General features: G+C 71.3%; 26 protein-coding genes, 2 tRNA genes and 1 other RNA gene. 23 read left to right on the top strand and 6 right to left on the bottom strand.

Annotation, left to right across the window (positions count from 1 at the left end; genetic code table 11):
* Positions 1 to 33: 33 nt before the first annotated feature.
* The 4 genes from PVE36_RS13120 (at position 34) to PVE36_RS13105 (ending at position 4501) form a co-directional block, all read left to right on the top strand.
* Entirely contained in the window at positions 34 to 1563 is a 1530-nt protein-coding gene (locus PVE36_RS13120) for a Re/Si-specific NAD(P)(+) transhydrogenase subunit alpha (protein WP_277452963.1), read from the top strand.
* Between the two features lie 3 nt (positions 1564 to 1566).
* The gene (gene pntB / locus PVE36_RS13115) at positions 1567 to 3018 is read left to right on the top strand and encodes a Re/Si-specific NAD(P)(+) transhydrogenase subunit beta (protein WP_277452962.1); all 1452 of its coding nucleotides are present in this window, start codon (positions 1567 to 1569) and stop codon (positions 3016 to 3018) included.
* A gap of 122 nt (positions 3019 to 3140) precedes the next feature.
* Positions 3141 to 3476: a PadR family transcriptional regulator gene (locus tag PVE36_RS13110; RefSeq protein ID WP_277452959.1), complete on the top strand. Its 336-nt coding sequence runs from the start codon at positions 3141 to 3143 to the stop codon at positions 3474 to 3476.
* The gene (locus PVE36_RS13105; RefSeq protein WP_277452958.1) at positions 3473 to 4501 is read left to right on the top strand and encodes a permease prefix domain 1-containing protein; all 1029 of its coding nucleotides are present in this window, start codon (positions 3473 to 3475) and stop codon (positions 4499 to 4501) included. The genes PVE36_RS13110 and PVE36_RS13105 overlap by 4 nt, the downstream gene beginning before the upstream one ends.
* On the opposite strand, the gene PVE36_RS13100 is transcribed toward PVE36_RS13105, so the two are convergent.
* From PVE36_RS13100 to upp, 3 genes are all read right to left on the bottom strand, one after another.
* Positions 4489 to 5193: a PH domain-containing protein gene (locus PVE36_RS13100; RefSeq protein WP_277452956.1), complete on the bottom strand. Its 705-nt coding sequence runs from the start codon at positions 5191 to 5193 to the stop codon at positions 4489 to 4491. The two genes, PVE36_RS13105 and PVE36_RS13100, sit on opposite strands and share 13 nt — an antisense overlap.
* Positions 5194 to 5197: 4 nt before the next feature.
* Complete coding sequence (locus PVE36_RS13095) at positions 5198 to 5371, bottom strand: hypothetical protein (protein WP_277452953.1); 174 nt, start codon at positions 5369 to 5371, stop codon at positions 5198 to 5200.
* Positions 5372 to 5521: 150 nt separating this feature from the next.
* On the bottom strand, positions 5522 to 6160 hold the full coding sequence (gene upp / locus PVE36_RS13090) for a uracil phosphoribosyltransferase (protein WP_277452951.1): 639 nt from the start codon (positions 6158 to 6160) through the stop codon (positions 5522 to 5524).
* An 81-nt stretch (positions 6161 to 6241) separates the two neighbouring features.
* Here upp and PVE36_RS13085 point away from each other — a divergent pair, with 81 nt between their 5' ends.
* The 10 genes from PVE36_RS13085 to idi all read left to right on the top strand — a co-directional run bounded on the left by PVE36_RS13085 (position 6242) and on the right by idi (position 12876).
* Positions 6242 to 6673: a nucleoside deaminase gene (locus PVE36_RS13085; protein ID WP_277455845.1), complete on the top strand. Its 432-nt coding sequence runs from the start codon at positions 6242 to 6244 to the stop codon at positions 6671 to 6673.
* Between the two features lie 89 nt (positions 6674 to 6762).
* Positions 6763 to 6852 (top strand) — tRNA-Ser (locus PVE36_RS13080).
* A gap of 117 nt (positions 6853 to 6969) precedes the next feature.
* On the top strand, positions 6970 to 7833 hold the full coding sequence (locus tag PVE36_RS13075; RefSeq protein WP_277452949.1) for a phytoene/squalene synthase family protein: 864 nt from the start codon (positions 6970 to 6972) through the stop codon (positions 7831 to 7833).
* A complete protein-coding gene (gene crtI, locus PVE36_RS13070) occupies positions 7830 to 9452 on the top strand; it encodes a phytoene desaturase family protein (protein ID WP_277452948.1) in 1623 nt (540 codons plus the stop codon). The genes PVE36_RS13075 and crtI overlap by 4 nt, the downstream gene beginning before the upstream one ends.
* A 5-nt stretch (positions 9453 to 9457) precedes the next feature.
* On the top strand, positions 9458 to 9781 hold the full coding sequence (locus PVE36_RS13065; RefSeq protein WP_277455844.1) for a lycopene cyclase domain-containing protein: 324 nt from the start codon (positions 9458 to 9460) through the stop codon (positions 9779 to 9781).
* Positions 9778 to 10089 carry a lycopene cyclase gene (locus PVE36_RS13060; protein WP_277452947.1) on the top strand — a complete coding sequence of 104 codons (312 nt, stop codon included), beginning with the start codon at positions 9778 to 9780 and terminating at the stop codon, positions 10087 to 10089. The genes PVE36_RS13065 and PVE36_RS13060 overlap by 4 nt, the downstream gene beginning before the upstream one ends.
* The gene (locus tag PVE36_RS13055) at positions 10086 to 10988 is read left to right on the top strand and encodes a prenyltransferase (RefSeq protein ID WP_277452946.1); all 903 of its coding nucleotides are present in this window, start codon (positions 10086 to 10088) and stop codon (positions 10986 to 10988) included. Before PVE36_RS13060 ends, PVE36_RS13055 begins: the two co-directional genes overlap by 4 nt.
* Positions 10978 to 11538 carry a hypothetical protein gene (locus PVE36_RS13050; RefSeq protein ID WP_277452945.1) on the top strand — a complete coding sequence of 187 codons (561 nt, stop codon included), beginning with the start codon at positions 10978 to 10980 and terminating at the stop codon, positions 11536 to 11538. Before PVE36_RS13055 ends, PVE36_RS13050 begins: the two co-directional genes overlap by 11 nt.
* Positions 11531 to 12286 carry a glycosyltransferase family 2 protein gene (locus PVE36_RS13045; protein ID WP_277452944.1) on the top strand — a complete coding sequence of 252 codons (756 nt, stop codon included), beginning with the start codon at positions 11531 to 11533 and terminating at the stop codon, positions 12284 to 12286. The genes PVE36_RS13050 and PVE36_RS13045 overlap by 8 nt, the downstream gene beginning before the upstream one ends.
* Complete coding sequence (gene idi, locus PVE36_RS13040; RefSeq protein WP_277452943.1) at positions 12283 to 12876, top strand: isopentenyl-diphosphate Delta-isomerase; 594 nt, start codon at positions 12283 to 12285, stop codon at positions 12874 to 12876. Before PVE36_RS13045 ends, idi begins: the two co-directional genes overlap by 4 nt.
* Before the next feature lie 25 nt (positions 12877 to 12901).
* Here idi and PVE36_RS13035 read toward each other — a convergent pair whose 3' ends face one another.
* From PVE36_RS13035 to PVE36_RS13025, 3 genes are all read right to left on the bottom strand, one after another.
* Positions 12902 to 13402, bottom strand: a complete 501-nt coding sequence (locus PVE36_RS13035) for a LytR C-terminal domain-containing protein (RefSeq protein ID WP_277452942.1) — start codon at positions 13400 to 13402, stop codon at positions 12902 to 12904.
* A gap of 2 nt (positions 13403 to 13404) precedes the next feature.
* Positions 13405 to 13707: a type II toxin-antitoxin system VapB family antitoxin gene (locus tag PVE36_RS13030; protein ID WP_277452940.1), complete on the bottom strand. Its 303-nt coding sequence runs from the start codon at positions 13705 to 13707 to the stop codon at positions 13405 to 13407.
* Between the two features lie 73 nt (positions 13708 to 13780).
* Complete coding sequence (locus PVE36_RS13025) at positions 13781 to 14245, bottom strand: DUF3817 domain-containing protein (RefSeq protein WP_277452939.1); 465 nt, start codon at positions 14243 to 14245, stop codon at positions 13781 to 13783.
* 84 nt (positions 14246 to 14329) lie between these two features.
* Here PVE36_RS13025 and PVE36_RS13020 point away from each other — a divergent pair.
* The 9 genes from PVE36_RS13020 (at position 14330) to PVE36_RS12980 (ending at position 22583) form a co-directional block, all read left to right on the top strand.
* Positions 14330 to 14419 (top strand) — tRNA-Ser (locus PVE36_RS13020).
* A gap of 152 nt (positions 14420 to 14571) precedes the next feature.
* An RNA gene (gene ffs, locus PVE36_RS13015) (signal recognition particle sRNA small type) lies at positions 14572 to 14668 on the top strand.
* Positions 14669 to 14801: 133 nt separating this feature from the next.
* On the top strand, positions 14802 to 15830 hold the full coding sequence (locus tag PVE36_RS13010) for a hypothetical protein (protein WP_277452937.1): 1029 nt from the start codon (positions 14802 to 14804) through the stop codon (positions 15828 to 15830).
* A 78-nt stretch (positions 15831 to 15908) separates the two neighbouring features.
* The gene (locus tag PVE36_RS13005; protein ID WP_277237359.1) at positions 15909 to 16481 is read left to right on the top strand and encodes an NADPH-dependent FMN reductase; all 573 of its coding nucleotides are present in this window, start codon (positions 15909 to 15911) and stop codon (positions 16479 to 16481) included.
* A gap of 68 nt (positions 16482 to 16549) precedes the next feature.
* Complete coding sequence (locus PVE36_RS13000; protein ID WP_277452935.1) at positions 16550 to 18802, top strand: DNA polymerase III subunit gamma and tau; 2253 nt, start codon at positions 16550 to 16552, stop codon at positions 18800 to 18802.
* Positions 18803 to 18858: 56 nt separating this feature from the next.
* Positions 18859 to 19458, top strand: a complete 600-nt coding sequence (recR, locus tag PVE36_RS12995) for a recombination mediator RecR (protein WP_185991479.1) — start codon at positions 18859 to 18861, stop codon at positions 19456 to 19458.
* The gene (locus PVE36_RS12990) at positions 19451 to 20005 is read left to right on the top strand and encodes a DUF5063 domain-containing protein (protein ID WP_277452934.1); all 555 of its coding nucleotides are present in this window, start codon (positions 19451 to 19453) and stop codon (positions 20003 to 20005) included. The genes recR and PVE36_RS12990 overlap by 8 nt, the downstream gene beginning before the upstream one ends.
* Positions 20006 to 20208: 203 nt before the next feature.
* Complete coding sequence (locus PVE36_RS12985) at positions 20209 to 21483, top strand: aspartate kinase (RefSeq protein WP_277452933.1); 1275 nt, start codon at positions 20209 to 20211, stop codon at positions 21481 to 21483.
* Positions 21480 to 22583, top strand: coding sequence for an aspartate-semialdehyde dehydrogenase (locus PVE36_RS12980; RefSeq protein ID WP_277452931.1), 1104 nt, complete (start codon positions 21480 to 21482; stop codon positions 22581 to 22583). Before PVE36_RS12985 ends, PVE36_RS12980 begins: the two co-directional genes overlap by 4 nt.
* Positions 22584 to 22720: the final 137 nt, after the last annotated feature.

The raw sequence follows: 22720 nt of genomic DNA, 5'->3' as shown, positions 1-22720 counted from the left end.
CCACACCCACCACACCCCAGTACTGGAGTGACGATGCGAATTGGCGTACCCAAGGAGTCAAGGCCGGGAGAAACCCGTGTGGCCGCGACTCCGAAGACCGTCGCGCAGATGATCAAGCTGGGCTACGACGTGATCGTCGAGCCCGGCGCAGGAGCGGCCTCGGCCTACCCCGACCAGGGGTACGTCGACGCCGGCGCGACCCTTGGTGAGACCGCGGAGGTGTGGGCCAGCGACATCGTCGTGAAGATCAACGCCCCCACCGACGCGGAGGTTCCCCTGCTGCGGGAGGGTGCCATCCTGACCTCCCTCCTCGCCCCTGCCCTGAACCCGGAGAAGGTCGAGGCGCTGCGTGCGCAGGGCGTGACCTCGATGGCGATGGACGCCGTGCCGCGGATCTCGCGCGCCCAGTCCCTGGACGTGCTCTCCTCGATGGCCAACATCGCGGGCTACCGCGCCGTCGTCGAGTCCGCCCACGAGTTCGGCGGTCTCTTCACCGGGCAGGTCACGGCCGCGGGCAAGGTCCCGCCGGCCAAGGTCCTCGTCTGCGGTGCCGGCGTCGCCGGTCTCGCCGCGATCGGTGCCGCGGGCTCCCTCGGTGCGATCGTGCGCGCGTTCGACGTGCGCCCGGAGGTCGCCGAGCAGGTCGAGTCGATGGGCGCGGACTTCCTCGAGATCGACGTCCAGCAGGAGATCTCGTCCGACGGCTACGCGAAGGAGGCCTCGGAGGACTTCAACGCCAAGGCCGCCGAGCTCTACGCCGAGCAGGCCAAGGACGTGGACATCATCATCACCACGGCCCTGATCCCCGGGAAGCCCGCCCCGCGGCTGATCACCGAGGAGATGGTCGCCTCGATGAAGCCGGGCTCGGTCATCATCGACATGGCCGCCGGCACCGGTGGCAACGTCGCCGGTTCCGTGGCCGACGAGCGGGTCGTCACCGACAACGGCGTGCGGATCATCGGCTACACCGACCTGGCCGGTCGCCTCCCGACGCAGGCCAGCCAGCTGTACGGCACCAACGTCGTCAATCTCCTCAAGCTCATCACCCCCGAGAAGCAGGGTGAGGCCGTCCTCGACATGGAGGACACCGTCGTGCGCGGCATGACGGTCACGCAGCAGAAGGAGACGCTGTGGCCGCCTCCACCGGTGCAGGTCTCCGCCGCCCCCGCGGCGCCGGCGCCCGCCGAGGTGGAGCCCGCAGAGCCGAAGAAGCCGGTCGACCCGAACCGCAAGTTCTGGATCATCGGCGGCGCCGCCGCGCTCTTCCTCGTTGCGGCCGCGTTCATGCCGGCAGCCTTCCTGTCCCACTTCATCGTCTTCGCGCTGGCCGTCACCATCGGCTTCTACGTCATCGGCAACGTGGCCCACGCCCTGCACACGCCGCTGATGTCGGTGACCAATGCGATCTCCGGGATCATCGTCGTCGGCGCCCTGCTCCAGGTGACGTCGTCGAACCTCGCCATCCAGGTGGTCGCCGCGGCCGCGATCTTCTTCGCCAGCATCAACGTCTTCGGTGGCTTCACCGTGACGCAGCGGATGCTCAACATGTTCCGGAAGGGCTGAGTCGTGCTGTCCACAGTCGTCACCGCCGCGTACATCGTCGCGGCCCTGTTGTTCATCCTCAGCCTCGCCGGACTCAGCAAGCACGAGTCGGCCAAGCACGGCAACTGGTTCGGCATCGCCGGCATGGTCATCGCCCTCGTGGCCACCATCGCGCTCGTCGTCAAGGGCGTCTACGACGGACCAGGTGCCGCCGTCGACGCCGGCAAGTGGGGTCTGGGCGTGCTCGTCGTCACCATGGCCCTCGGTGGGGCCATCGGTGTGCGGATCGCCCGTCGCGTCGAGATGACCGGCATGCCCGAGCTCATCGCGATGATGCACTCCTTCGTCGGTCTGGCCGCCGTGCTCGTCGGCTACAACTCCTTCCTCGGAGCGCACGGCGACTCCGAGGAGGCGGTCGAGGCGCACCGTGCGCTCGAGGCCCTCGACATGGTCGGCATCCACAACGGCGAGGTCTTCGTCGGTGTCTTCATCGGTGCCCTGACCTTCACCGGCTCGATCGTGGCCTACCTCAAGCTGAGCGCGAAGATGAAGTCCGCCCCGCTCGTGCTCCCGGCGCGCCACTGGCTCAACCTGCTGGCCGTGCTCGTCTCGGTCGGGCTGGGCGTGTGGTTCGTCGTCGCGCCCTCGCTGGTGCCCCTGGGCATCATGACCGTGATCGCGCTGGCCTTCGGGTGGCACCTCGTCGCCTCCATCGGCGGCGGCGACATGCCGGTCGTCATCTCGATGCTCAACAGCTACTCGGGCTGGGCCGCGGCCGCGGCGGGCTTCATGCTCTCCAACGACCTGCTCATCGTCACCGGTGCGCTCGTCGGCTCCTCGGGTGCCTTCCTGTCCTACATCATGTGCAAGGCGATGAACCGCTCGTTCATCTCCGTCATCGCCGGCGGGTTCGGCGCCGAGGCGCCGAAGTCCAGCGGCGACGAGGAGCAGGGGGAGCACCGCGAGACCAACGCCGAGTCCGTGGCCGAGATGCTCACCGGCGCCTCCTCGGTGGTCATCACGCCCGGTTACGGCATGGCCGTGGCCCAGGCGCAGTACCCGGTCGCCGACCTCACCGAGCAGCTGCGGGCGAAGGGGGTGGACGTCCGGTTCGGGATCCACCCCGTCGCCGGTCGCCTCCCCGGGCACATGAACGTCCTCCTCGCGGAGGCCAAGGTGCCCTACGACGTCGTGCTCGAGATGGACGAGATCAACGACGACTTCCCGGAGACGGACGTCGTCCTCGTCATCGGCGCCAACGACACGGTCAACCCGGCCGCTGCCGAGGACCCGGCCAGCCCGATCGCCGGGATGCCCGTCCTGGAGGTCTGGAACGCCAAGGACGTCGTCGTCTTCAAGCGGTCGATGGCCACCGGCTACGCCGGGGTGCAGAACCCGCTGTTCTTCAAGGAGAACACCCAGATGCTCTTCGGCGATGCCAAGGAGCGGGTGGGGGACATCCTCAAGCTGATCTGATCAGCAGAGGCCACACGAAGGGCGGCGCTCACCCGATCGGGGGAGCGCCGCCCTTCGTCATGCCCCGAACCCGTTGAGAGTGCCATGGACAATAGTGTGTGAGGCACACTATTGTGCTTCGCATGGACGAGGAGACGTTGGCAGGACACCTGCAGGAGGTGCGGCGGGGCACCGTCGTGCTCGCGTGCCTGGCCACCCTCGAGCGTCCGCGGTACGGCTACGCGTTGCTCGAGGACCTCGACCGCGCCGGCTTCGCCGTCGACGGCAACACGCTCTACCCGTTGTTGCGCCGCCTCGAGAAGCAGGGGCTGCTGACGAGCGAGTGGAGCACCGCGGAGGCGCGGCCGCGCAAGTTCTACCGGACCAGCCCGGCGGGGGCCGAGCTGCGGAAGCGCCTGATGACCGAATGGCGATCGCTGGACTCGGCGATCGAGGCACTGGACGGAGACCAGTCATGAGTACGAGCACGCTGACCGAGCGCTACGTCTGGGTCGTCACCCGGCACCTGCCCGAGGAGATCGGTCCCGACGTCGCCGAGGAACTGCGCAGTGCCCTGGCGGAGACCATCGAGGCCAAGGTCGAGGCGGGAGCACGACCGGAGGCGGCCGAGCGCGAGGCGCTCACCGAGCTCGGCGACCCCGACGTCCTCGCTCGCGAGTACGGCGGGATGCCCAACCACCTCATCGGTCCGGCCGTCTATCCCGACTTCATCCGGTTGCTGAAGATCCTCATGGCCGCCGTGCCCGCCATCGTCTTCGTCGTCTCCGCGGCGGTGAACCTGATGACGGGCGGCGCCCACATCGGGCAGGTCGCCCTCGATGCGGCTCTCCTCGCCCTGACCGTGGCCGTGCACGTGGGCTTCTGGACCGGGGCGACCTTCGCCCTGGTGGAGCGCTCGCGGCCCGAGCACGAGCGGGACCGGCCGCTGAGCCGGTGGGGCCCCGACCAGCTGACGGCCGATGTGCCGTGGCGGCACTACCCGACGGGCCAGATGGTCTCGCAGGTGATGTGGACCTGCGCGGTCGGGGCCGTGGTGGTGTGGCAGTTCGCCGGTGTGGGACAGCCGGGTCTGCAGGTGCTCGATCCCTCCCTGGCCCTGGTCTGGGAGGTGGTCGTCGTCGGCCTCTTCCTCGTCGAGGCGGTGCTCGCGCCGATCGCCTGGCGTGTCGGCAGGTGGACGCCGACCCTGGCTGCCCTGGCGGTCGTCGCGAACGTCGCTGCCGCGGTCGTGACGCTGTGGCTGCTCGGCCGCGGAGACCTGCTGACCGACCTGCAGGCGACTGTGGGAGAGAGGTTCGACCTGGTCCTCGACCAGTCCGTCGCCGTCATCCTCGTCGGGGCGGGTGTCCTCCTCGTCACCGCGTGGGATGCCACCGATGCCGTCGTGCGGGCCCGCCGGTCGCTGCGCGGCGGGGGCCGGTCCGGCCTCTCCCCGGCGGCGAAGGGGGGAGCCGAGCCGCCCCCTTCGCCTCACTCGTCGTAGCCGGGGTCGTACGGCGGGAGCTCACCGGTGTCGGCGTCGTGGTCGCGCCGCAGCAGGTCGGGGCTGCGGTAGATGGAGCCGGTGTGCACCCGCGGGTCGTCCCGGTCGGGGTCGTCGTCGAAGGGCTCGTCGGTCCAGGTGCCGCCGGCGGGGCCGTCCGGGTGCCGCGGGTCCTCGTCGTCCACGAGGTTGCTCGGCAGGCCGAAGACGACGGCGCAGATGGCGCGGTAGTTGTCGTCCGGGTTCGGGACGAAGGAGATCTTCGACAGCCGCTGGTCCTGCCCGGCGCTCTCGAGGACGAAGGTGCCGTAGCCGAGCAGCCGGCCGAGCAGGGAACGCTCGTACCCCATGTCGGTGACCTTCTTCAGCGGCATCATCGAGACCTTGTGGTTGATCCACCCCTCGAAGAGGACGATCCGCTTGTCGGTGGCCACGACCTGGGTGTGGCGCCACTCGATCCACTGCCAGGCGGCCCAGAGGAAGGCGATGAACCACAGGACCCAGACGTAGGTGAGGATCCCGGCGTTGGCGATGCTGATGGACAGGTCGAGCCACAGTGCGAGGACGGTGGCCGCGAGGACGACCAGCGCCGGCTTGAGCAGGACGATCGGGTGGTACCTGATCTCCGCGGCCGGCGTCTCCCCGGGCAGGAGGTACCGGTCTACGCCGTGGCGGTCGAGGCGCGCCGGCACCGCGTCACCGGTTGATCAGCGAGTCGAAGAACTGACCGATGTTGTCCACCCCGTCGGCGAGGATCCCCCACCCGGTGTCGACCATGTCGGCGGCGTCGGTGGGGGAGGTCAGGATCGCGTAGAGGAGGAAGATCGTGACCAGCCAGAGGACGATCTTCTTGATCGGTGGCGCGTTCATGGGTCGTTCTTCTCCGTCATCGGGCGGCTGGCCGCTCACGGCGCAGTAGGACGCTTCAGTGTTGCAGATGTGACCTGTGGGACGAGAGACCCCGCCCCCTGCGGGCGCGCCGCCCCCTTCGCCCCCCGGTGACCCAGGCGCGACGCCGAGTCAGACGATGCCGTAGAGGCGGTCCCCGGCGTCTCCCAGCCCCGGGACGATGTAGCCGTTGTCGTCGAGGCGCTCGTCGATGGCGCCCGTGACCAGCCGGATCGGCACCTGCAGGTCACCCAGCTCGCGTTCCAGGGCGTCGATGCCTTCGGGGGCCGCGATGAGGGTCACCGCCGTGATGTCGTCGGCACCGCGCTCGACGAGGTACTGGATCGACATCGCCAGCGTGCCGCCGGTGGCGAGCATCGGGTCGATGACGTAGCACTGCCGGCCGGAGAGGTCGTCGGGCAGCCGGTTGGCGTAGGTGATCGCCTCGAGCGTCTCCTCGTTGCGCAGCATCCCGAGGAAGCCGACCTCGGCCGTCGGCAGCAGGCGGACCATGCCCTCGAGCATCCCGAGCCCGGCGCGCAGGATCGGCACGACCAGCGGCTTGGGCGTCGACAGCTTCATGCCGGTGGTCGGCGCGACGGGCGTGTCGATGTCGAAGGGCACGCACCGCACCTCGCGGGTCGCCTCGTACGCCAGGAGCGTGACCAGCTCGTCCGCGAGCCGGCGGAAGGTCGGGCTGTCCGTGTCCTTCTTCCGCAGGTAGGTCAGCTTGTGGGCGATGAGCGGATGGTCCGGGACGGTGACGCGCATGGGCCCGAACCTACCGTGCGGGAGACTGTGGGCGTGAGCCACGATCCGACCCGCCCGCAGCGGCCCGCCGAGGAGGCGTGGATGGACCACGCCCTGCAGCTGGCCGAGCAGGCCGCCGCCGACGGGGACATCCCGGTGGGCGCGGTCGTCGTCGACGCGGAGGGCGAGATCATCGGCGAAGGGAGGAACGTGCGCGAGCGCGAGGGGGACCCGACCGGCCATGCCGAGGTGGTCGCCCTGCGGGCCGCGGCACGGGCGAAGGGGGAGTGGCGCCTGACCGGGTGCACCCTCGTCGTCACGCTCGAGCCCTGCCCGATGTGCGCGGGCGCGAGTGCACTCGCCCGGGTCGACCGGATCGTTCTCGGGGCCTGGGACCCGAAGATGGGCGGCTGCGGCTCCGTGTGGGACATCGTGCGCGACCGCCGTTCGACCCACCGGGTCGAGGTCGTCGGTGGCGTGCGCGAGCAGCAGGCCGCGGACCTCCTGCTGGACTTCTTCGCCGACCACCGCTGACGCGGGGTCGCCCCCCTTCGCCCGTGCCCGTGTGCTCGGGGGCGCGGCCGGTTTCTCGCTCGGAGCGGTGCTCCGGTACCCTTCTCGGCGGTGGCGTGTCCGAGCGGCCTAAGGAGAACGCCTCGAAAGCGTTTGTCGGTTGACGCCGACCGTGGGTTCAAATCCCACCGCCACCGCCACGGGGCCCCGAGGGGCCCGGATGCCGTCCGGCACCAAGAGACGGCCCGACCGCTCGCGAGCGGTCGGGCCGTCTGCCGGGGCGGATTCGGCCGGGGATGACGGGTACCTTCTGACACATGGTGCGCAATCCGCTTCGTGCGAGGGCCTCGCCGACCTATGACGAGGTCGCCCACGCGAGTGCCGCCGTCGTGATCGACCGCTACTCGACCTCCTTCGGGTGGGCGACGCGGCTCCTGCAGCAGCCCGTACGCACCCACGTGTGCTCCATCTACGCCTTCGTGCGGGTGGCCGACGAGCTCGTGGACGACGAGAGCCAGCCGTGGGACGCCGACCAGCGTCGCCGGCTCCTCGACGGGTTGCAGCAGGAGACCCACCGCGCGCTCGCCTGCGGAGCGAGCGCCAACCTCGTCGTCCACGCCTTCGCGCGCACTGCACTCGAGCACGGCATCGGGACCGACCTCGTCGACCCGTTCTTCGCCGCCATGCGGGCCGACCTCTCCCTGCGTCGCCACGACACGGAGACGCTCGACCGCTATGTCTACGGGTCGGCGGAGGTCGTGGGGCTGATGTGCCTGCGTGTCTTCGTCTCCGGTGACGAGCGCCGCTACGAGGACCTCGCGCCCGGTGCCCGTCGGCTGGGCGCCGCCTTCCAGAAGGTGAACTTCCTGCGCGACCTCCACAGCGACCACGAGCTCCTCGGCCGGTCGTACCTGCCCGGTGTCGACCGAGGGACCTTCACCGACGACCAGCGCGACCAGCTGCTCGACGACATCGACGGGGACCTGCGCGCAGCCGCCCGGGCGATCGAGCAGCTGCCCCCGAGCAGCAGGCGCGCGGTGCGAGCGGCGCACGCGCTCTTCGAGGCGCTCTCGCTGCGACTGCGCGCCACCCCGGCAGAGCAGATCGCGCGCGAGCGCGTGCGGGTCCCCGACCTCGACAAGGCGCGCATCATCGCGCGCAGGGCCCTGGTCGTGCGATGAGGGTCGCGGTCGTCGGCGGCGGGATCGCCGGCCTCGCCACCGCTGCTCTCCTCGCCTCGGACGGCCACGAGGTCGACCTCTTCGAGCAGCAGCAGGCGCTCGGTGGTCGCGCGGGGACCTGGTCGGCGGACGGGTTCCGCTTCGACACCGGACCGTCGTGGTACCTCATGCCGGAGGTCTTCGAGCACTTCTTCCGGCTGCTCGGCACGACCGCCGCGGAGCAGCTCCCGGTCCGGGCACTTGACCCGGCCTACCGGGTCTTCTTCGAGGGGACGCCGCAGGCGCGGCCGTCGCAGCTGGACGTGCACGCCGACACCGGGGCCAATCTCGAGGTGTTCGAGCGGATCGAGCCGGGCGCGGCAGGGGAGCTCTCCTCGTACCTGTCCTCGGCGTCGGACACCTACGACATGGCGATACGCCACTTCCTGTACACGAACTTCACCTCCCCCTTCGCGCTGGCGCACCCCGACGTGCTCCGACGGGTGCCGCAGCTGCTGCCACTGCTGGCCAGGTCGCTCGAGTCGTTCGTGGCGGCGCGGTTCCGTGACGGGAGGCTGCGCCAGCTGCTCGGTTACCCGGCGGTCTTCCTCGGGTCCTCGCCGGACCGGACCCCGAGCATGTACCACCTGATGAGCTCGCTCGACCTGACCGGCGGTGTCGGCTATCCCGAAGGGGGCTTCACCCGCCTCATCGAGGTCATCGCCGACCTGGCGACCGGGCGCGGGGTGCGCGTCCACACGGGCGCGACCGTGACCGAGGTGACCACCACGCCCACGAAGGCCACCGGACTGCGCGCGCGAGCGTCCCGACGTCGCGCTCGTGCGACCGGGGTGCGGTGGCAGGAGCCGGACGGCCGGGCACACCATCACGACGCGGACATCGTGGTCGGGGCAGGCGACCTGCACCACCTCGAGACCAGGCTGCTGCCGGAGGGGCTGCGCACCTACCCGCAGCGCTACTGGGATCGCCGCGCCAGCGGGCCCGGCGCCGTCCTGGTCCTCCTCGGGGTGCGCGGGCGACTGCCCACGCTGGCCCACCACAACCTCTTCTTCACCCGGGACTGGCACGCCAACTTCGACGCGATCTTCGCCGGCCGGGTCCCCGACCCGGCGTCGGCCTACGTCTGCAAGCCCTCGGCCACGGACGACGGCGTCGCCCCGGAGGGGCACGAGAACCTGTTCGTGCTCGTCCCCGTGCCCGCCGAGCCGGCCCTCGGGCGCGGCGGTGCGGACGGGAGCGGCGACCCCGGCATCGAGGAGGTCGCCGACCGGGCCGTCGCGCAGGTCGCGCAGTGGGCCGACGTGCCCGACCTCGCGGACCGCGTCGTGGTGCGCCGGACCATCGGACCCGGCGACTTCGCGGCCGACCTGAACGCGTGGCAGGGCGGCATGCTCGGACCGGGTCACACCCTGCGACAGAGCGCGATGTTCCGCAGCCGCAATCGCTCCCGGCACGTGGACGGCCTCTACTACGCCGGATCGAGCACCATCCCGGGCATCGGCCTGCCGATGTGCCTGATCAGCGCCGAGCTGGTGCTGAAGCACCTGCGCGGCGACACCTCGAGCGGGCCCTCCCCGACGGGGCCCGCGGCGCCTCCTCGGGACGGGGGCGTGACGTGATCTCGATGGTCTACGGGGCCGTGCTCGTCCTGCTCATCGGCTGCATGGCCCTGCTCGACGCGCGCTTCTCGCTCGTGCTGTGGCGCGCCCGGCGACGCAGCGCCATCGTGCTCGGCGGTGGCATCCTGCTCTTCCTGCTGTGGGACGTGGTGGCGATCCGGCTGGGCTTCTACCACCGGGGCGAGAGCGAGATCATGACCGGGCTGCTGCTGGCGCCGGAGCTGCCGGTCGAGGAGCTGCTGTTCATCGGCTTCCTCTGCTACACCACTCTGGTCCTGCGCGGGCTCGTGGGCCTGGCCGTCGGCCATGCCGGGACGAGGCCGCGATGACGTACGCCGGCCTCGCCTGCGTCTTCGTCGCCCTGTCGGCGGCCGTGGCGCTCTTCGCCACCCTCCGGTGTGGCCTGACCGCGCGGTGGTGGCTCACGACGGGCGGGACCATCGCGGTCCTGGTGGTGCTCACGGTGGTCTTCGACAGCCTGATGATCCTCACCGACCTCTTCCGGTTCGACGAGTCCTCGCTGCTGGGCGTGCGGCTGTGGCTCGCCCCCGTGGAGGACCTGGCCTGGCCCGTGGTCGCCGGTCTCGTGCTTCCCGCCGCGGACGAGCTGCTCGGTGCCCGCGAGGTTCGGTCATGACGGTGTCCCGGGCCGCGGACACCGGCCCCTCGGTCGGTGGCGCCCTCCGTCAGCTCGTCGGCTCCTCGCGTCCGGTCAGCTGGATCAACACGGCCTACCCCTTCGCAGCGGCGTACCTGCTGTCCGGTGGCGGCCTCACCGCCACCTTCGTCGTCGGGACGCTGTGGTTCCTCATCCCCTACAACCTGCTCATGTACGGCGTGAACGACGTCTTCGACTTCGAGTCCGACCTGCGCAACCCACGCAAGGGCGGGCTCGAGGGGGTCGTGCTCTCCCGGCGCTGGCACCGCCTGACGCTGTGGGCCGCCGTGGTGACGAACGTCCCCTTCGTCGTCCTGCTCGTCCTGTGGGGCGACGCCGTCTCCACGGTGACGCTCGCGGTGATCCTCTTCGCGGTCATCGCCTACTCGGCCCCGGGGCTGCGCTTCAAGGAGCGCCCGGTCGTGGACTCGATCACCTCGAGCACCCACTTCGTGAGCCCGGCCGTGCTGGGGCTGGCGCTCACCGACACCCCTCTGACGTCTCCCGTCCTCGCGGGGCTCGGGTCGTTCTTCGTGTGGGGGATGGCCTCGCACGCCTTCGGTGCGGTGCAGGACATCGAGGCCGACCGCGAGGCCGGCATCGCGTCCGTCGCCACCGCGCTCGGTGCGGCGCCGACCGTGCGGGCGGCCTTCCTCGGTTACCTCGTCTCCGGGGGGTTGCTCCTGGCCACCGACTGGCCCATTGTCTGGGCCGCCCTCCTCGCCCTGCCCTACGCCGCGAGCGTCGCTCCCTTCCTGCGCCTGTCGGACCGGGACTGCGAGCAGGCCAATGCGGGGTGGCGCCGATTCATCTGGCTCAACTTCTTCACCGGTTTCGTCCTGACCCAGTTCTTCATCTGGATGAGCCTTGCGACCTGAGCTGATCGTGCCCGGCCCGCGGTGGGCGCGCGCGGCGACCGACGTGGTGGCGGTGATCGGCGTGCTCTCGCTCGCCCTCGCCTTCTGGTGGGGAGCGGTGGTGGTCGCGCTCTTCGCCCTCGTCCTCCTCGGCCTGACGGTGCCCCGGGTGGCGGGACTGCCGGGGAGTTTCCAGGCCGTGGGCGGCGCGATGCTCGTCTTCGCGGCCTGGGCCGCCACTCTCGGATGGTACGAGGCCGTGCCCGCACTCGACCTCCTCGTCCACGCCGCCGTCAACGGCCAGCTGGCCGTCCTGCTGGTCGTGCTGCTGCTCCGCGCGGGGGCGCTCCCCGCCGGTGCGTCGCGCACGGGGACGGTGCTGGTGACCGTGGGCCTGGGCGCGTTGCTCGGGGTCGTCTGGGAGGCGGGCGAGTGGTTCGGCCACAGTGTGCTCGACGACGGGATCGTCGTGGGCTACGACGACACCATGGGCGACCTGCTCGCCGGCATCGTCGGTGCCGGAGTCGGGTCGGTCCTGCTGGCTCGGCACCGAGGGGGCGGCGATGTCTGAGGTCAGTGTCGTCATCCCGGTGCGCGACGACGCAGAGCTGCTGCGGGAGTGCCTCCGCGCCCTGGGCCGGCAGAGCGAGCCACCGCTCGAGATCATCGTCGTGGACAACGCCTCGTCCGACCACTCGGCCGCCGTGGCGCTCTCGCACGGTGCCCGCGTCGTGCGGGAGCCGAACGTGGGTATCGCGTACGCGACGGCGACCGGTTACGACGCCGCCCGCGGGGCGATCATCGCCCGGTTGGACGCCGACACGCGCCCGCCCACCGACTGGCTCGAGCGGATCGGGACCGTCATGGCCGGCCATCCCGGCCACGAGGCCGTGACGGGGATCGGCGTCTTCCACGACGCTCCCCGTGGCCTGCGGCGGCTGCTGTCGGTCATCTACCTCGGCAGCTACTACCTGCTCGGGGCGGCGGCCGCCGGTCACCACGTGCTGTGGGGATCCTCCATGGCAGTGCGCCGCACGGCCTGGCAGCGGGTCACCCACCTCGTGCACCGTGACCTCGAGGTGCACGATGACTTCGACCTGGCCCTGGTGCTCGGGCCGGGGGCCGCCATCGTGCTCGACCCGTCACTCGTCGTCGGGGTCTCGGCGAGGTCCGTGCGAGGTGGTCGGCAGTGGCGCCGACGCCTGGGCCGGGCCTTCCACACCCTCCGCCTCAACTGGCGGGACGCGCCGCCGTGGGAGCGGTGGGCGGTCACGCTCCACCTGCAGGACACCGACGAGACCCGAGGGAGCCACCGATGAGCAGCACGACCAGGACATCGACGCAGGGACCACCACGCGACGAGGTCGTCCTCCTCGATGCGGAGGGCCGACCCGTGGGGACCGCGCCGCGAGAGGACGTCCACGGCGAGGACACCCCGCTGCACCTCGCCTTCTCCTGCTACGTCCACGACGAGGCAGGACGGGTGCTCCTCACCAGGCGTGCCCTCGTCAAGCGGGCGTGGCCGGGTGTGTGGACCAACTCCTTCTGCGGCCACCCCCGACCGGGCGAGGACCCGGAGGCCGCGGTGCACCGGTATGCGCAGAAGGAGCTGGGCCTGCGCGTCACGGGGCTGCGCCCGATCCTGCCGGACTTCCGCTACCGCGCGGTCGACGTCTCCGGGATCGTGGAGAACGAGGTCTGCCCGGTCTACGCCGCTCGCGCCGTGGACGGGGTCCGCGCGAACCCGGACGAGGTCGTGGACCACACGTGGCTGACCGGGGCCGAGCTGGCCGCCGCCGTGGATGCCGCGCCCTGGGCGTTGAGCCCCTGGCTGCGCGAGCAGTGGGAGCAACTGGGAGCATTGCAGCTGGACACGTGGGGAGAGCCGGCCCCCGGCTCGACGTCCTGACCCGCAGGCGGGTGAGGCGGGCGCCTCAGCAGTCGGGGACCGACTCCTTGTCCACCAGGCCGTCGAACGTGGGGCCGAGGACGACGTCGACGTTCGTCCGGGTCCGTTCGTCCACCTTGCGCGCGAAGGAGCCGACGTGCTCGTCGACGAGGTCGGCGCCCGCCTTGCCCGCGGTCCCGTGGCGCAGCTCGCCCAGACCGGTCAGCTCGGCGCGTTTGGGGTCGTTGGCGACCGTCTTGACCTCGAAGCCGCGACCACGCAGGCCCTTGGCCACCTGCGCGGCCAGACCGGGGCGGTCGGTCGCGTTGTAGACGTTGACCTCCACCTCCTCGGGCGTGAGGTCGCACGAGGTCGTCGAGGAGGACGTCGTGGGGGAGGTCTCGCGGGTCTCGTCGGCCCGGATGTACGACAGCGCGTACCACACCGCGAAGAAGAGCATCAGGATGACGAGGCTGAAGGTGATGATCGACCTGCGGCGCCGTGCCCGGGCCTCGGTGGACTCCCCGTAGTGGTCGTCGGCGGCCATGGTCAGTCCGGAAGCTCGAGTACGCGGGCGTGCAGCACGGGACGCTTCTGCACCAGAGCGGCCCGGAGGGCGCGGTGGAGGCCGTCCTCTAGGTACAGCCGGTCGTGCCACGCCACGACGTGCGGGAAGAGGTCGCCGTAGTAGGTGGAGTCCTCGGCGAGCAGGTCGTGCAGGTTGAGCACGCTGCGGGTCGTCGTGAGCTGCTCGAGGCGCACGGCCCGCGGCGGGATGTCCGCCCAGTCGCGTGGCGTGGTCCGACCGTGGTCCGGGTAGGGACGGGAGTCGCCGACGGTCTGGAAGATCACCCCGACACGATATGAGGGGTGAGGCCGCAGGATCGCACGGGTCGCGTGCTTGTGACCGACTCTTGACTCCCGGTCAGGAGGTCGGGACGGGCGGCCCCACGAAGAGGGCCACGCCGGTGAGGAGCGCGACGGCCACGACGAGGACGAGCGCAGCCAGTCCGGGGCGGAGCAGCGCGCCGGAGACGAGCCGCTCCGGGGGAGAGGTGGCCTCCCCCTTCGCCCCCAGACGCCACGCGGAGCCGAGGTGGCCATCGCGGTCGAGCCAGCGCTCGGTCCACAGCGTCGCCAGCGGTGGGATGGCCGTGGCGAGGGTGATGAGGCCGCGCCTGGTGGGCCACTGCTGGTCCACCCACACGATGAGCGTCACGAGGACGAAGGCGATGAAGACCACCCCGTGCAGCATCCCGCCGATGCGCACACCCAGCTCCGTGGTCTGCGTGACGTACTTGAGGAACATGCCGATGAGCAGCAGGGACCACGTCACGGCCTCGGCGGTGGCGACCGTCTTGAACAGGCGGCGGGGGGAGGGAGGGGTCATGCCCACCATGGTCGCCTACAGGTGTTGAACGTGGGTAATCGACTCGATTTCGGGCAAGCGGATGCCTCGGGTAATCTCTCCCGCGGAGGATTCGCATAGTGGCCTAGTGCGCACGATTGGAAATCGTGTTGGGGATGAAACCCCTCGCGGGTTCAAATCCCGCATCCTCCGCCATCGAAGGCCCCGGTCCGTGGATCGGGGCCTTCGGCATGTTCGAGGGCGAAGGGGTGCCTCCGGCAGTCGCCCGACGCCTGCGCGGGGTGGGTGTCGGGGGTGGGCGTCCGGGCCCGCTTTCGCGGACGGCTCGGGGACACGTAGACTCGGCGATCGGCACCCCGCGTGGTGGTACCTCACCGAACTCCCCCAGGGCAGGAATGCAGCAAGGGTAGGCGAGCTCTTCCAGGTGCGCGGGGTGTCCTTTTTTGTGCCCTGTCGCCCGGCATGGCGAGCCGGAGCCAAATCGTGGCGCCGTTTCGACTGGCGCGTGGCGCAGATCCCCATAGCGTGGTGCCAAGAGCGGTCGTGACCACGACCGCCTCCGTGAAGGAGGAGCTCCATGGACAACATGTGGATCTGGATCATCGTCGCTGTCATCGTCCTCTTGGTGCTCGTCGCTCTGGCGTCGATGCTCGCCAAGGGCGCCAAGAAGAAGAAGATCGAGCGCGACCGCGCCGAGGCCGAGCAGATGCGCGCCCAGGCGGCCGAGCGTGAGCGGGAGGTCCGCACGCGCGAGGCCGACGCCAGGTCATCCGACGCCGATGCCCGCGCCGCCCGCGCGGAGGCGGACCGCACGGCCGCCGAGGCCGAGCAGAGGGCTGCGGAGGCAGAGCGTCGCCGGGTGGAGGCAGAGCGCCTCGACGACGAGTCGCGACTGAAGGCGGAGGAGGCCGAGCGCGAGAGGCGCGCTCACGACGAGCAGCTGCGCGCGGCGGACGCCAAGGACCCCGAGGTCCGCGCCGATGATCGCGGCCCGGAGCGTGACGCCCGGGCGGATGACGATCGCCACGGTCGCGGCGCCGGGACTGCTGCCGGTGCCGGAGCCGTCGGCGCGGGCGCCGGGGCGTACGCGGCCTCGGACCACGGCACCACCGATCGGACCGTCGAGCAGCGCGAGGACTTCGCCGCCGATCGTCCCGCCGGCCGCGACGAGGGTTTCGGCTCGGACCGTGCCGCCGACCGGGGCGAGGGTTTCGGCTCGGACCGTCCCGTGGGTCGGGACGAGGGTTTCGGCTCGGACCGTCCCGTGGGTCGGGATGAGGGTTTCGGCTCGGACCGTCCCGTGGGTCGGGATGAGGGTTTCGGCTCGGACCGACCCGCCGACCGGGACGAGGGCTTCGGCTCCGACCGCCCCGCCGACCAGAGTGGTCTCGTGGGTGGTGACGGCCCCGAGCACGACCGAGGGGTCGGAGCGGACCGCCCCGGAGACGTCGGGACGGACCGTCCCGGTGACGCAGGTCGTGACCACCTCGACCCCGAGCCGCGTCCGGACGGACCGCAGCACGCGAAGCGCGAGGGCATGATGGACAAGGTCCGCGATAAGGTCGATGGCCTGCGCGGTCGCGACGACGAGCCGCCGCGCGCCTGATTCATCCACGATCGGGCCCGCCGCCCCCACACCCGGGGGCGGCGGGCCCCGTTCGGTCCGCAACCGCGAAGGAGTTTCGTGAAGATCGCCATCATCCTCGGCAGCACCCGCCCCGGTCGTTTCGGGAAGCAGGTCGCCGACTGGGTCCTCGAGCAGACCGAGGGCCGTGACGACGCCGAGTACGAGCTCGTGGACCTCGCGGACTACGACCTCGACCTCCTCGGTGAGCCCGTCGTCCCGGGTGCCGCCAAGCGGCAGTACGAGAACCCCAAGACCGTGCGCTGGGGGAAGAAGATCGACGAGTTCGACGGCTTCGTCTTCGTCACCCCGGAGTACAACCACGGCGTGCCCGCCGCGCTGAAGAACGCCTTCGACGTGCTCTTCCCGGAGTGGGTGCACAAGGGCGTCGCCCTCGTCTCCTACGGCGCGGACGGCGGGGTGCGCGCGGTCGAGCACTGGCGCACCATCCTCGCCAACCCGCAGATGCACGTCGCCCGGGGACAGGTCTCCTTCTCGACCATGCTCGAGACGACGGAGGCCGAGGACGGCAGCCTCGTCTTCGCCCCGGCCGAGCGTCGCGCCAAGGAGCTGCGCAACCTGCTCGCGCAGCTGCGCAAGCTGACCGAGGCCACCGCCTCCCTTCGCCCCTGAGGTGATCCTCCACAGCCGGTCCCCGGTCAGGGGACCGGCTGTCGGGAAGCGCAAGTAGGGTCGTCCCCGTGAGCACCGCCCTGTACCGCCGCTACCGGCCAGAGACCTTCGCCGACGTCATCGGCCAGGAGCACGTCACCGAGCCGCTGATGCAGGCACTGCGCTCCGGGCGGGTCAGCCACGCCTACCTCTTCTCCGGGCCGCGCGGCTGTGGCAAGACGACGAGCGCCCGCATCCTCGCCCGCTGCCTCAACTGCGAGCAGGGACCCACCCCCACGCCGTGCGGTGAGTGCGACTCGTGCGTGGCGCTGGCCCGCGGGGGTGCCGGCTCCGTCGACGTCATCGAGATCGACGCGGCCAGCCACGGTGGTGTCGACGACGCGCGTGACCTGCGTGAGCGGGCGTCCTTCGGGCCGGCGCAGAGTCGCTACAAGATCTACATCATCGACGAGGCGCACATGGTGACGCCGCAGGGATTCAACGCCCTGCTGAAGATCGTCGAGGAGCCGCCGGAGCACGTGAAGTTCGTCTTCGCGACGACCGAGCCGGAGAAGGTCATCGGCACGATCCGCTCACGCACCCACCACTACCCCTTCCGCCTCGTGCCGCCGGCGCGGCTGCAGGACTACATGGAGCAGCTGTGCACCGCGGAGGGCGTGGCCCTGGAGCCCGGCGTGCTCTCCTTCGTCGTCCGGGCCGGCGGTGGGTCGGTCCGCGACTCCCTCTCCGTCCTCGACCAGCTGATCGCCGGCAGCGACGAGCGGGGGCTGACCTACGACGGGGCCGCCGCGCTTCTGGGCTTCACCGACGACGAGCTGCTCGATCGCGCGGTCACGGCCTTCGGCGCCGGCGACGCGGGAGCCGTCTTCACCGTCATCGACTCGGTCATCGAGACCGGCCTGGACCCGCGCCGCTTCGTCGAGGACCTGCTCGAGCGCTTCCGGGACCTCATCGTCATCGCGGCCGCGCCCGAGGGCGCCGCGGCGATCCTGCGTGGGCTGCCCGGTGACCAGATCGAGCGGATGCGTCAGCAGTCCGGAGTCTTCGGGGCCGCGTCGCTCTCCAGGGCGGCGGACATCATCAACGCCGGCCTGACCGAGATGACCGGTGCCACCTCCCCGCGCGTGCAGCTGGAGATCATCGCCGCCCGGGTGCTCCTGCCGGCCGCGGCCGGCGAGTCCGGCTACGCGGCCCGACTGGACCGCCTCGAGCGTCGTCTGGACGTGGGAGGAGTGCCCACGGGCGAAGGGGGCGGCCCCAGGAGCGAGGACGCAGCCCCGGCGAGGGGCGACGCACCGCGTCAGGCCGCCGTGTCCCAGCGCCCGGCGCCGGGCCCGCAGCAGGACGCCCCCACCGCGCAGGCTGCGCCTGCCGCTGCGACGAGCGGGCGGGGCCCGGAGCATGCGGCCACGCCGCAGGAGTCGGCCCCGCGGGAGCCGGCGCCGCAGGGGCGCGCGTCCGAACCACGCCCCACGGCGCACGACGTCTCCGCGCACGCGCCGGCCGCGGCCGAGTCGCAACCGCCGACACCGGAGCCGGTCCCGGAGCAGACCGCAGCGCACCCGGACCGCGGCGAGCCGTCGGTCGGCGGGCCCGGGCAGCCCGCGGCCGAGGAGCCGGCCGGGACCGCCGCGACGAGCAGCCACATCGACGTCGAGGCGCTGCGCCGGGCCTGGCCCGACGTCCTCGGGCGGATCTACCAGATGCGGCGGGCGACCTGGACCTTCCTGTCCGAGCACGCGCAGGTGCTCTCCTACGACGGCCAACGGCTCGTCCTCGGGATCGCGACGACCGGTCTGGCCAACGCCTTCCGCAACGGCTCCCACGCCGAGGTGGTCCGGCAGGCCCTCATCGACGCACTCGGGGTCGACGCCCGCGTCGAGGGCGTCCCGCACCAGCAGAGCGGCCAGCCGCCGACCGGTGGGGGCTCCCAGGCGACGTACTCACCACCGCCGCAGAGCGCGTCCGCGCCGGCCGCTGCCGGCGGAGGCGGACCCACCGGGCCGGGCGAACCCCGGTCCCGGACCGCTCCGGCGGATGACGTGGGCGTCCCGTCCCCGACCGGTGGACCCTCCGGTGGCGACTGGGGATCGGCGCCGGCGGCCGCCTCCTCCGCGCCCTCGTGGGCCACGGCCGGGCCGGCGAACGGGTCCGAGCAGGCGAGCGGGCCCCCTTCGCCGTCCGTCCCCGAGCCGCGCGCCCCGCACGAGCCGGACGATGCGTCGGTCAGCGACGACGACGAGGACATCGTCGATGCCGGTGCCGCCGGCCCGGCCGTCATCGAGCGGATCCTCGGCGGAGCGGTCATCCGCGAGGAGTGAACCGCCCATCTCCCTCCGATGGCCCACGTGGTCACCGGTGGGCGTAGGGTCGAGGCGTGTACGAAGGCGTGGTCCAGGACCTGATCGACGAGCTCGGCCGACTGCCCGGGGTCGGCCCCAAGAGTGCCCAGAGGATCGCCTTCCACCTCCTGCAGGCGGACCCGCAGGACGTCCAGCGGCTCGTCCAGACCCTCAGCGAGGTCAAGGACAAGGTCTCCTTCTGCGAGACCTGCGGCAACGTCGCCGAGGGCCCGCAGTGCCGCATCTGCGCGGACACCCGCCGCGACCCCAGCGCCATCTGCGTCGTCGAGGAGCCCAAGGACGTCATCGCGATCGAGCGCACCCGTGAGTTCCGTGGTCGCTACCACGTGCTCGGCGGCGCGATCTCCCCGATGGACGGCGTCGGCCCGGACGACCTGCGCTTCACCGAGCTGATGTCCCGGCTGTCCGACGGCAGCGTCGCCGAGGTGATCATCGCGACCGACCCGAACCTCGAGGGCGAGGCCACCGCGTCCTACACGGCCCGGCTGCTCTCCCCCTTCGGGATCAAGGTGACCCGCCTGGCCTCCGGGCTGCCCGTGGGCGGGGACCTCGAGTACGCCGACGAGGTCACCCTCGGTCGCGCGTTCGAAGGGAGGAAGCTGCTCGATGCCTGACGAGACCACCCTGCTGGCCGACGAGTGCGCCGCCGAGGCGAGTACCTGGCTGGCGACCGTCGCCGAGATCGCCTCGGGGGCCGCGCCCGAGAGCGCCATCCCGCTCCTGCTGCTCACGACGAGCCAGATCCAGCTCGTCGGCGCCCGGCTGGGGGCGATCAACGACATCGTCCTCGAGCAGCGCTTCGAGGACGACGCGGGCCCGGACACCGACCTGGACCCGCTGCGCACGGGCCTGGCCCAGCTGCTCTCCGAGGTCGACGAGTACGGCGACGTCGCCGACCCGGTCACCTCGCCCGAGCGGGCGACCGGGTCGCTGAGCAACGACCTGGCGATCATCGCCGGGGCACTCACGCACGGGCTGGCCCACCACGAGGCCGGACGGCCGACCGAGGCGCTGTGGTGGTGGCAGTACAGCTACCTCGCCGACTGGGGCGACCGCGCGGCGATGGCCGTGCGGGTCCTGCAGACGCTGCTGGCGCACCTGCGACTCGATGCCGACGCCGACGTCGTCGGAGAGGCCGAGTTCGACGCCCTGCACTCCTGACCCGGCGGCGGGACGGTCCCCACCCGACCCCGCGTGACCAGCCTCACCAGGGGCGCCACCGCCCGCTGACAGGGGCGGGAGAGGCGGTGGGAAGGACAAGGGTCCGGTGGACGGATGCGGCACAGGTGCCGCCGGGTCGTTATCCTTCGGGGTGACGCGCCGGTCCGTGCCCGGGCCGGACCCGCAGAACACGGAGTTCTCCTTTGAGTCTGGTTGTCCAGAAGTACGGCGGTTCCTCGCTCGGTGATGCCGAGAGCATCAAGCGAGTGGCGCACCGCATTGTCGAGACCAAGAAGGCGGGCAACGACGTATGCGTCGTCGTCTCCGCCATGGGTGACAGCACCGACGAGCTGCTCGATCTCGCGGAGCAGGTGAGTCCGGTCCCGCCACCGCGGGAGATGGACATGCTGCTGACCGCCGGTGAGCGGATCTCGATGGCGCTCGTCGCGATGGCCATCGCCGACCTGGGCCACAGCGTGCGGTCCTTCACGGGTAGCCAGGCGGGGGTCATCACCGACACCTCGCACGGCAAGGCGAAGATCATCGACGTCACACCCGGCCGCATCACCGAGGCGCTGGGCAAGAAGCACATCGTCATCGTCGCGGGCTTCCAGGGCGTGAGCCAGGGGACGAAGGAGATCACCACGCTCGGACGAGGTGGCTCCGACACGACCGCGGTGGCGCTCGCTGCTGCTCTCGAGGCCGATGTCTGCGAGATCTACACCGACGTCGACGGCATCTTCACCGCCGACCCGCGCATCGTGTCCAAGGCACACAAGATCGATCGCATCTCCCACGACGAGATGCTGGAGATGGCCGCCAGCGGCGCCAAGATCCTCCACCTGCGGTGCGTGGAGTACGCGCGTCGCTCCGAGATGCCCATCCACGTGCGTTCGTCCTTCACCCCGAAGGAGGGCACGTGGGTCCTGCCCCCCGAGACCGAAGGAAACCAGGCCATGGAAGAACCCATCATCGCCGGCGTCGCGCACGACGCCAGTGAAGCCAAGATCACCGTCGTCGGCGTGCCGGACGAGCCGGGCCGCGCCGCGCAGATCTTCACGACCGTGGCCGACGCCCAGGTCAACATCGACATGATCGTGCAGAACGTCTCCGAGTCGGAGACCGCCCGCACCGACATCTCCTTCACGCTCCCGATGTCCGACGGGCAGGTGGCCGTCGAGGCGCTGATGAAGACCAAGGACGAGGTCGGCTTCGACTCGATCCAGTACGACGACCAGATCGGCAAGCTCTCGCTGATCGGTGCCGGCATGCGCACCAACCCGGGCGTCTCGGCCACCTTCTTCAAGGCACTCGCCGACGCGGGCATCAACATCGAGATGATCTCGACCTCGGAGATCCGCATCTCCGTGGTCACGCGCGCCGACCAGCTCGATGAGGCGCTCCAGGCACTGCACACGGCCTTCGGCCTGGACTCCGAGGACGGCGAGGCCGTCGTCTACGCCGGTACCGGGCGGTGACCGCGTCCCCGTCGCCGTCCACCACCGGGCCGACCCTGGCCCTGGTGGGGGCGACGGGGCGCTTCGCGGAGGCGCTCGCCTCCGCGCTCGCCCTGCGGGACGACCCGTGGGGCGAGATCCGTCTCTACGCGCCGGGGGTGACCACCCGGACCCTCACCGTGCGCGGACGCGAGCAGCCGGTGGAGACCCTCCGGGAGGACTCCTTCGACGGCGTCGACGTCGCACTGTTCAACCTCTCGTCCGAGGTGACGGGGGAGTGGGCGACCCGAGCGGTGTCGGCCGGCGCCGTCGTCGTCGACGCCAGCTCCACGCACCGCTTGGACGAGGAGGTCCCGCTCGTCGTCCCGGGCATCAACTCCGAGCTGGTGAGCCACCGGCCCCGAGGCATCGTCGCGCTGCCCGGCCCACTGACGTGGGGGCTCATCGATGCCGCCCACGTCCTGCACCAGGGGTGGGAGCTGCAGCACCTCGTCGTCACGGGCCTCATCGCCGCGGTGTCGCAGTCGGACCGGGGGGTGGCCCGACTGCGCGAGGAGATGTACACCGTCGCGGGGGAGCCGACGATCGGACAGCACCCCGGGGACGTGCGGGCGGCCGTGTCCGACCTGCCCGTCGCGTCCCCCTTCCCCGCTCCGTTGGCGCTCAACGTCATCCCGTGGGTGGGAGAGGCGACCGATGACGGCTTCACCACCGCCGAGCGCGCGGTGGACCACGAGGTGCGCAAGATCCTCGACCTCGCCGCCGCCGTGCCCGTCGTGGTCACCCTGGTCCAGGTGCCGGTCGTCATGGCGCACTCCATGGCGCTGCACGCACGGTGCGCGCGGCCGGTCTCCCCGGACAAGGTGCGACAGGCCTACGTGGCCGCGCCGTCCCTCGTCTACCTCGACGAGCGGACCGGAGAGGTCCCGACACCCGTGGACAGCGTGGGCATCGACCCGCGCTTCGTGGGTCGGATCCGGCAGCCGAAGGGGGCGGGGCACCACATCGACATGTTCGTCAGTGCCGACACGATCCGCCGTGGTGCCACGGCGATGCTCACGGTCGCCGAGATGATCGCCGTCGAGCGCGGTCGGGGCGCACCTGCCGTCACCATGGGCTGACCGTGGTGCGGCCGGGTCGTGACCATCACGCAACCGGTTCGTCACCCCGCGCGTCCACGCTCGTGAGTGCCCGATCGGTCTCGGTCCGGGAACGATCCAGCCGTGTTGCTTGTGTGACTGGTGTGACTCATGAGGAG

It is taken from the genome of Janibacter sp. DB-40 (genome assembly GCF_029510815.1).
GTDB lineage: Bacteria > Actinomycetota > Actinomycetes > Actinomycetales > Dermatophilaceae > Janibacter.
This window is presented reverse-complemented; position numbering and strand designations above follow the sequence as displayed.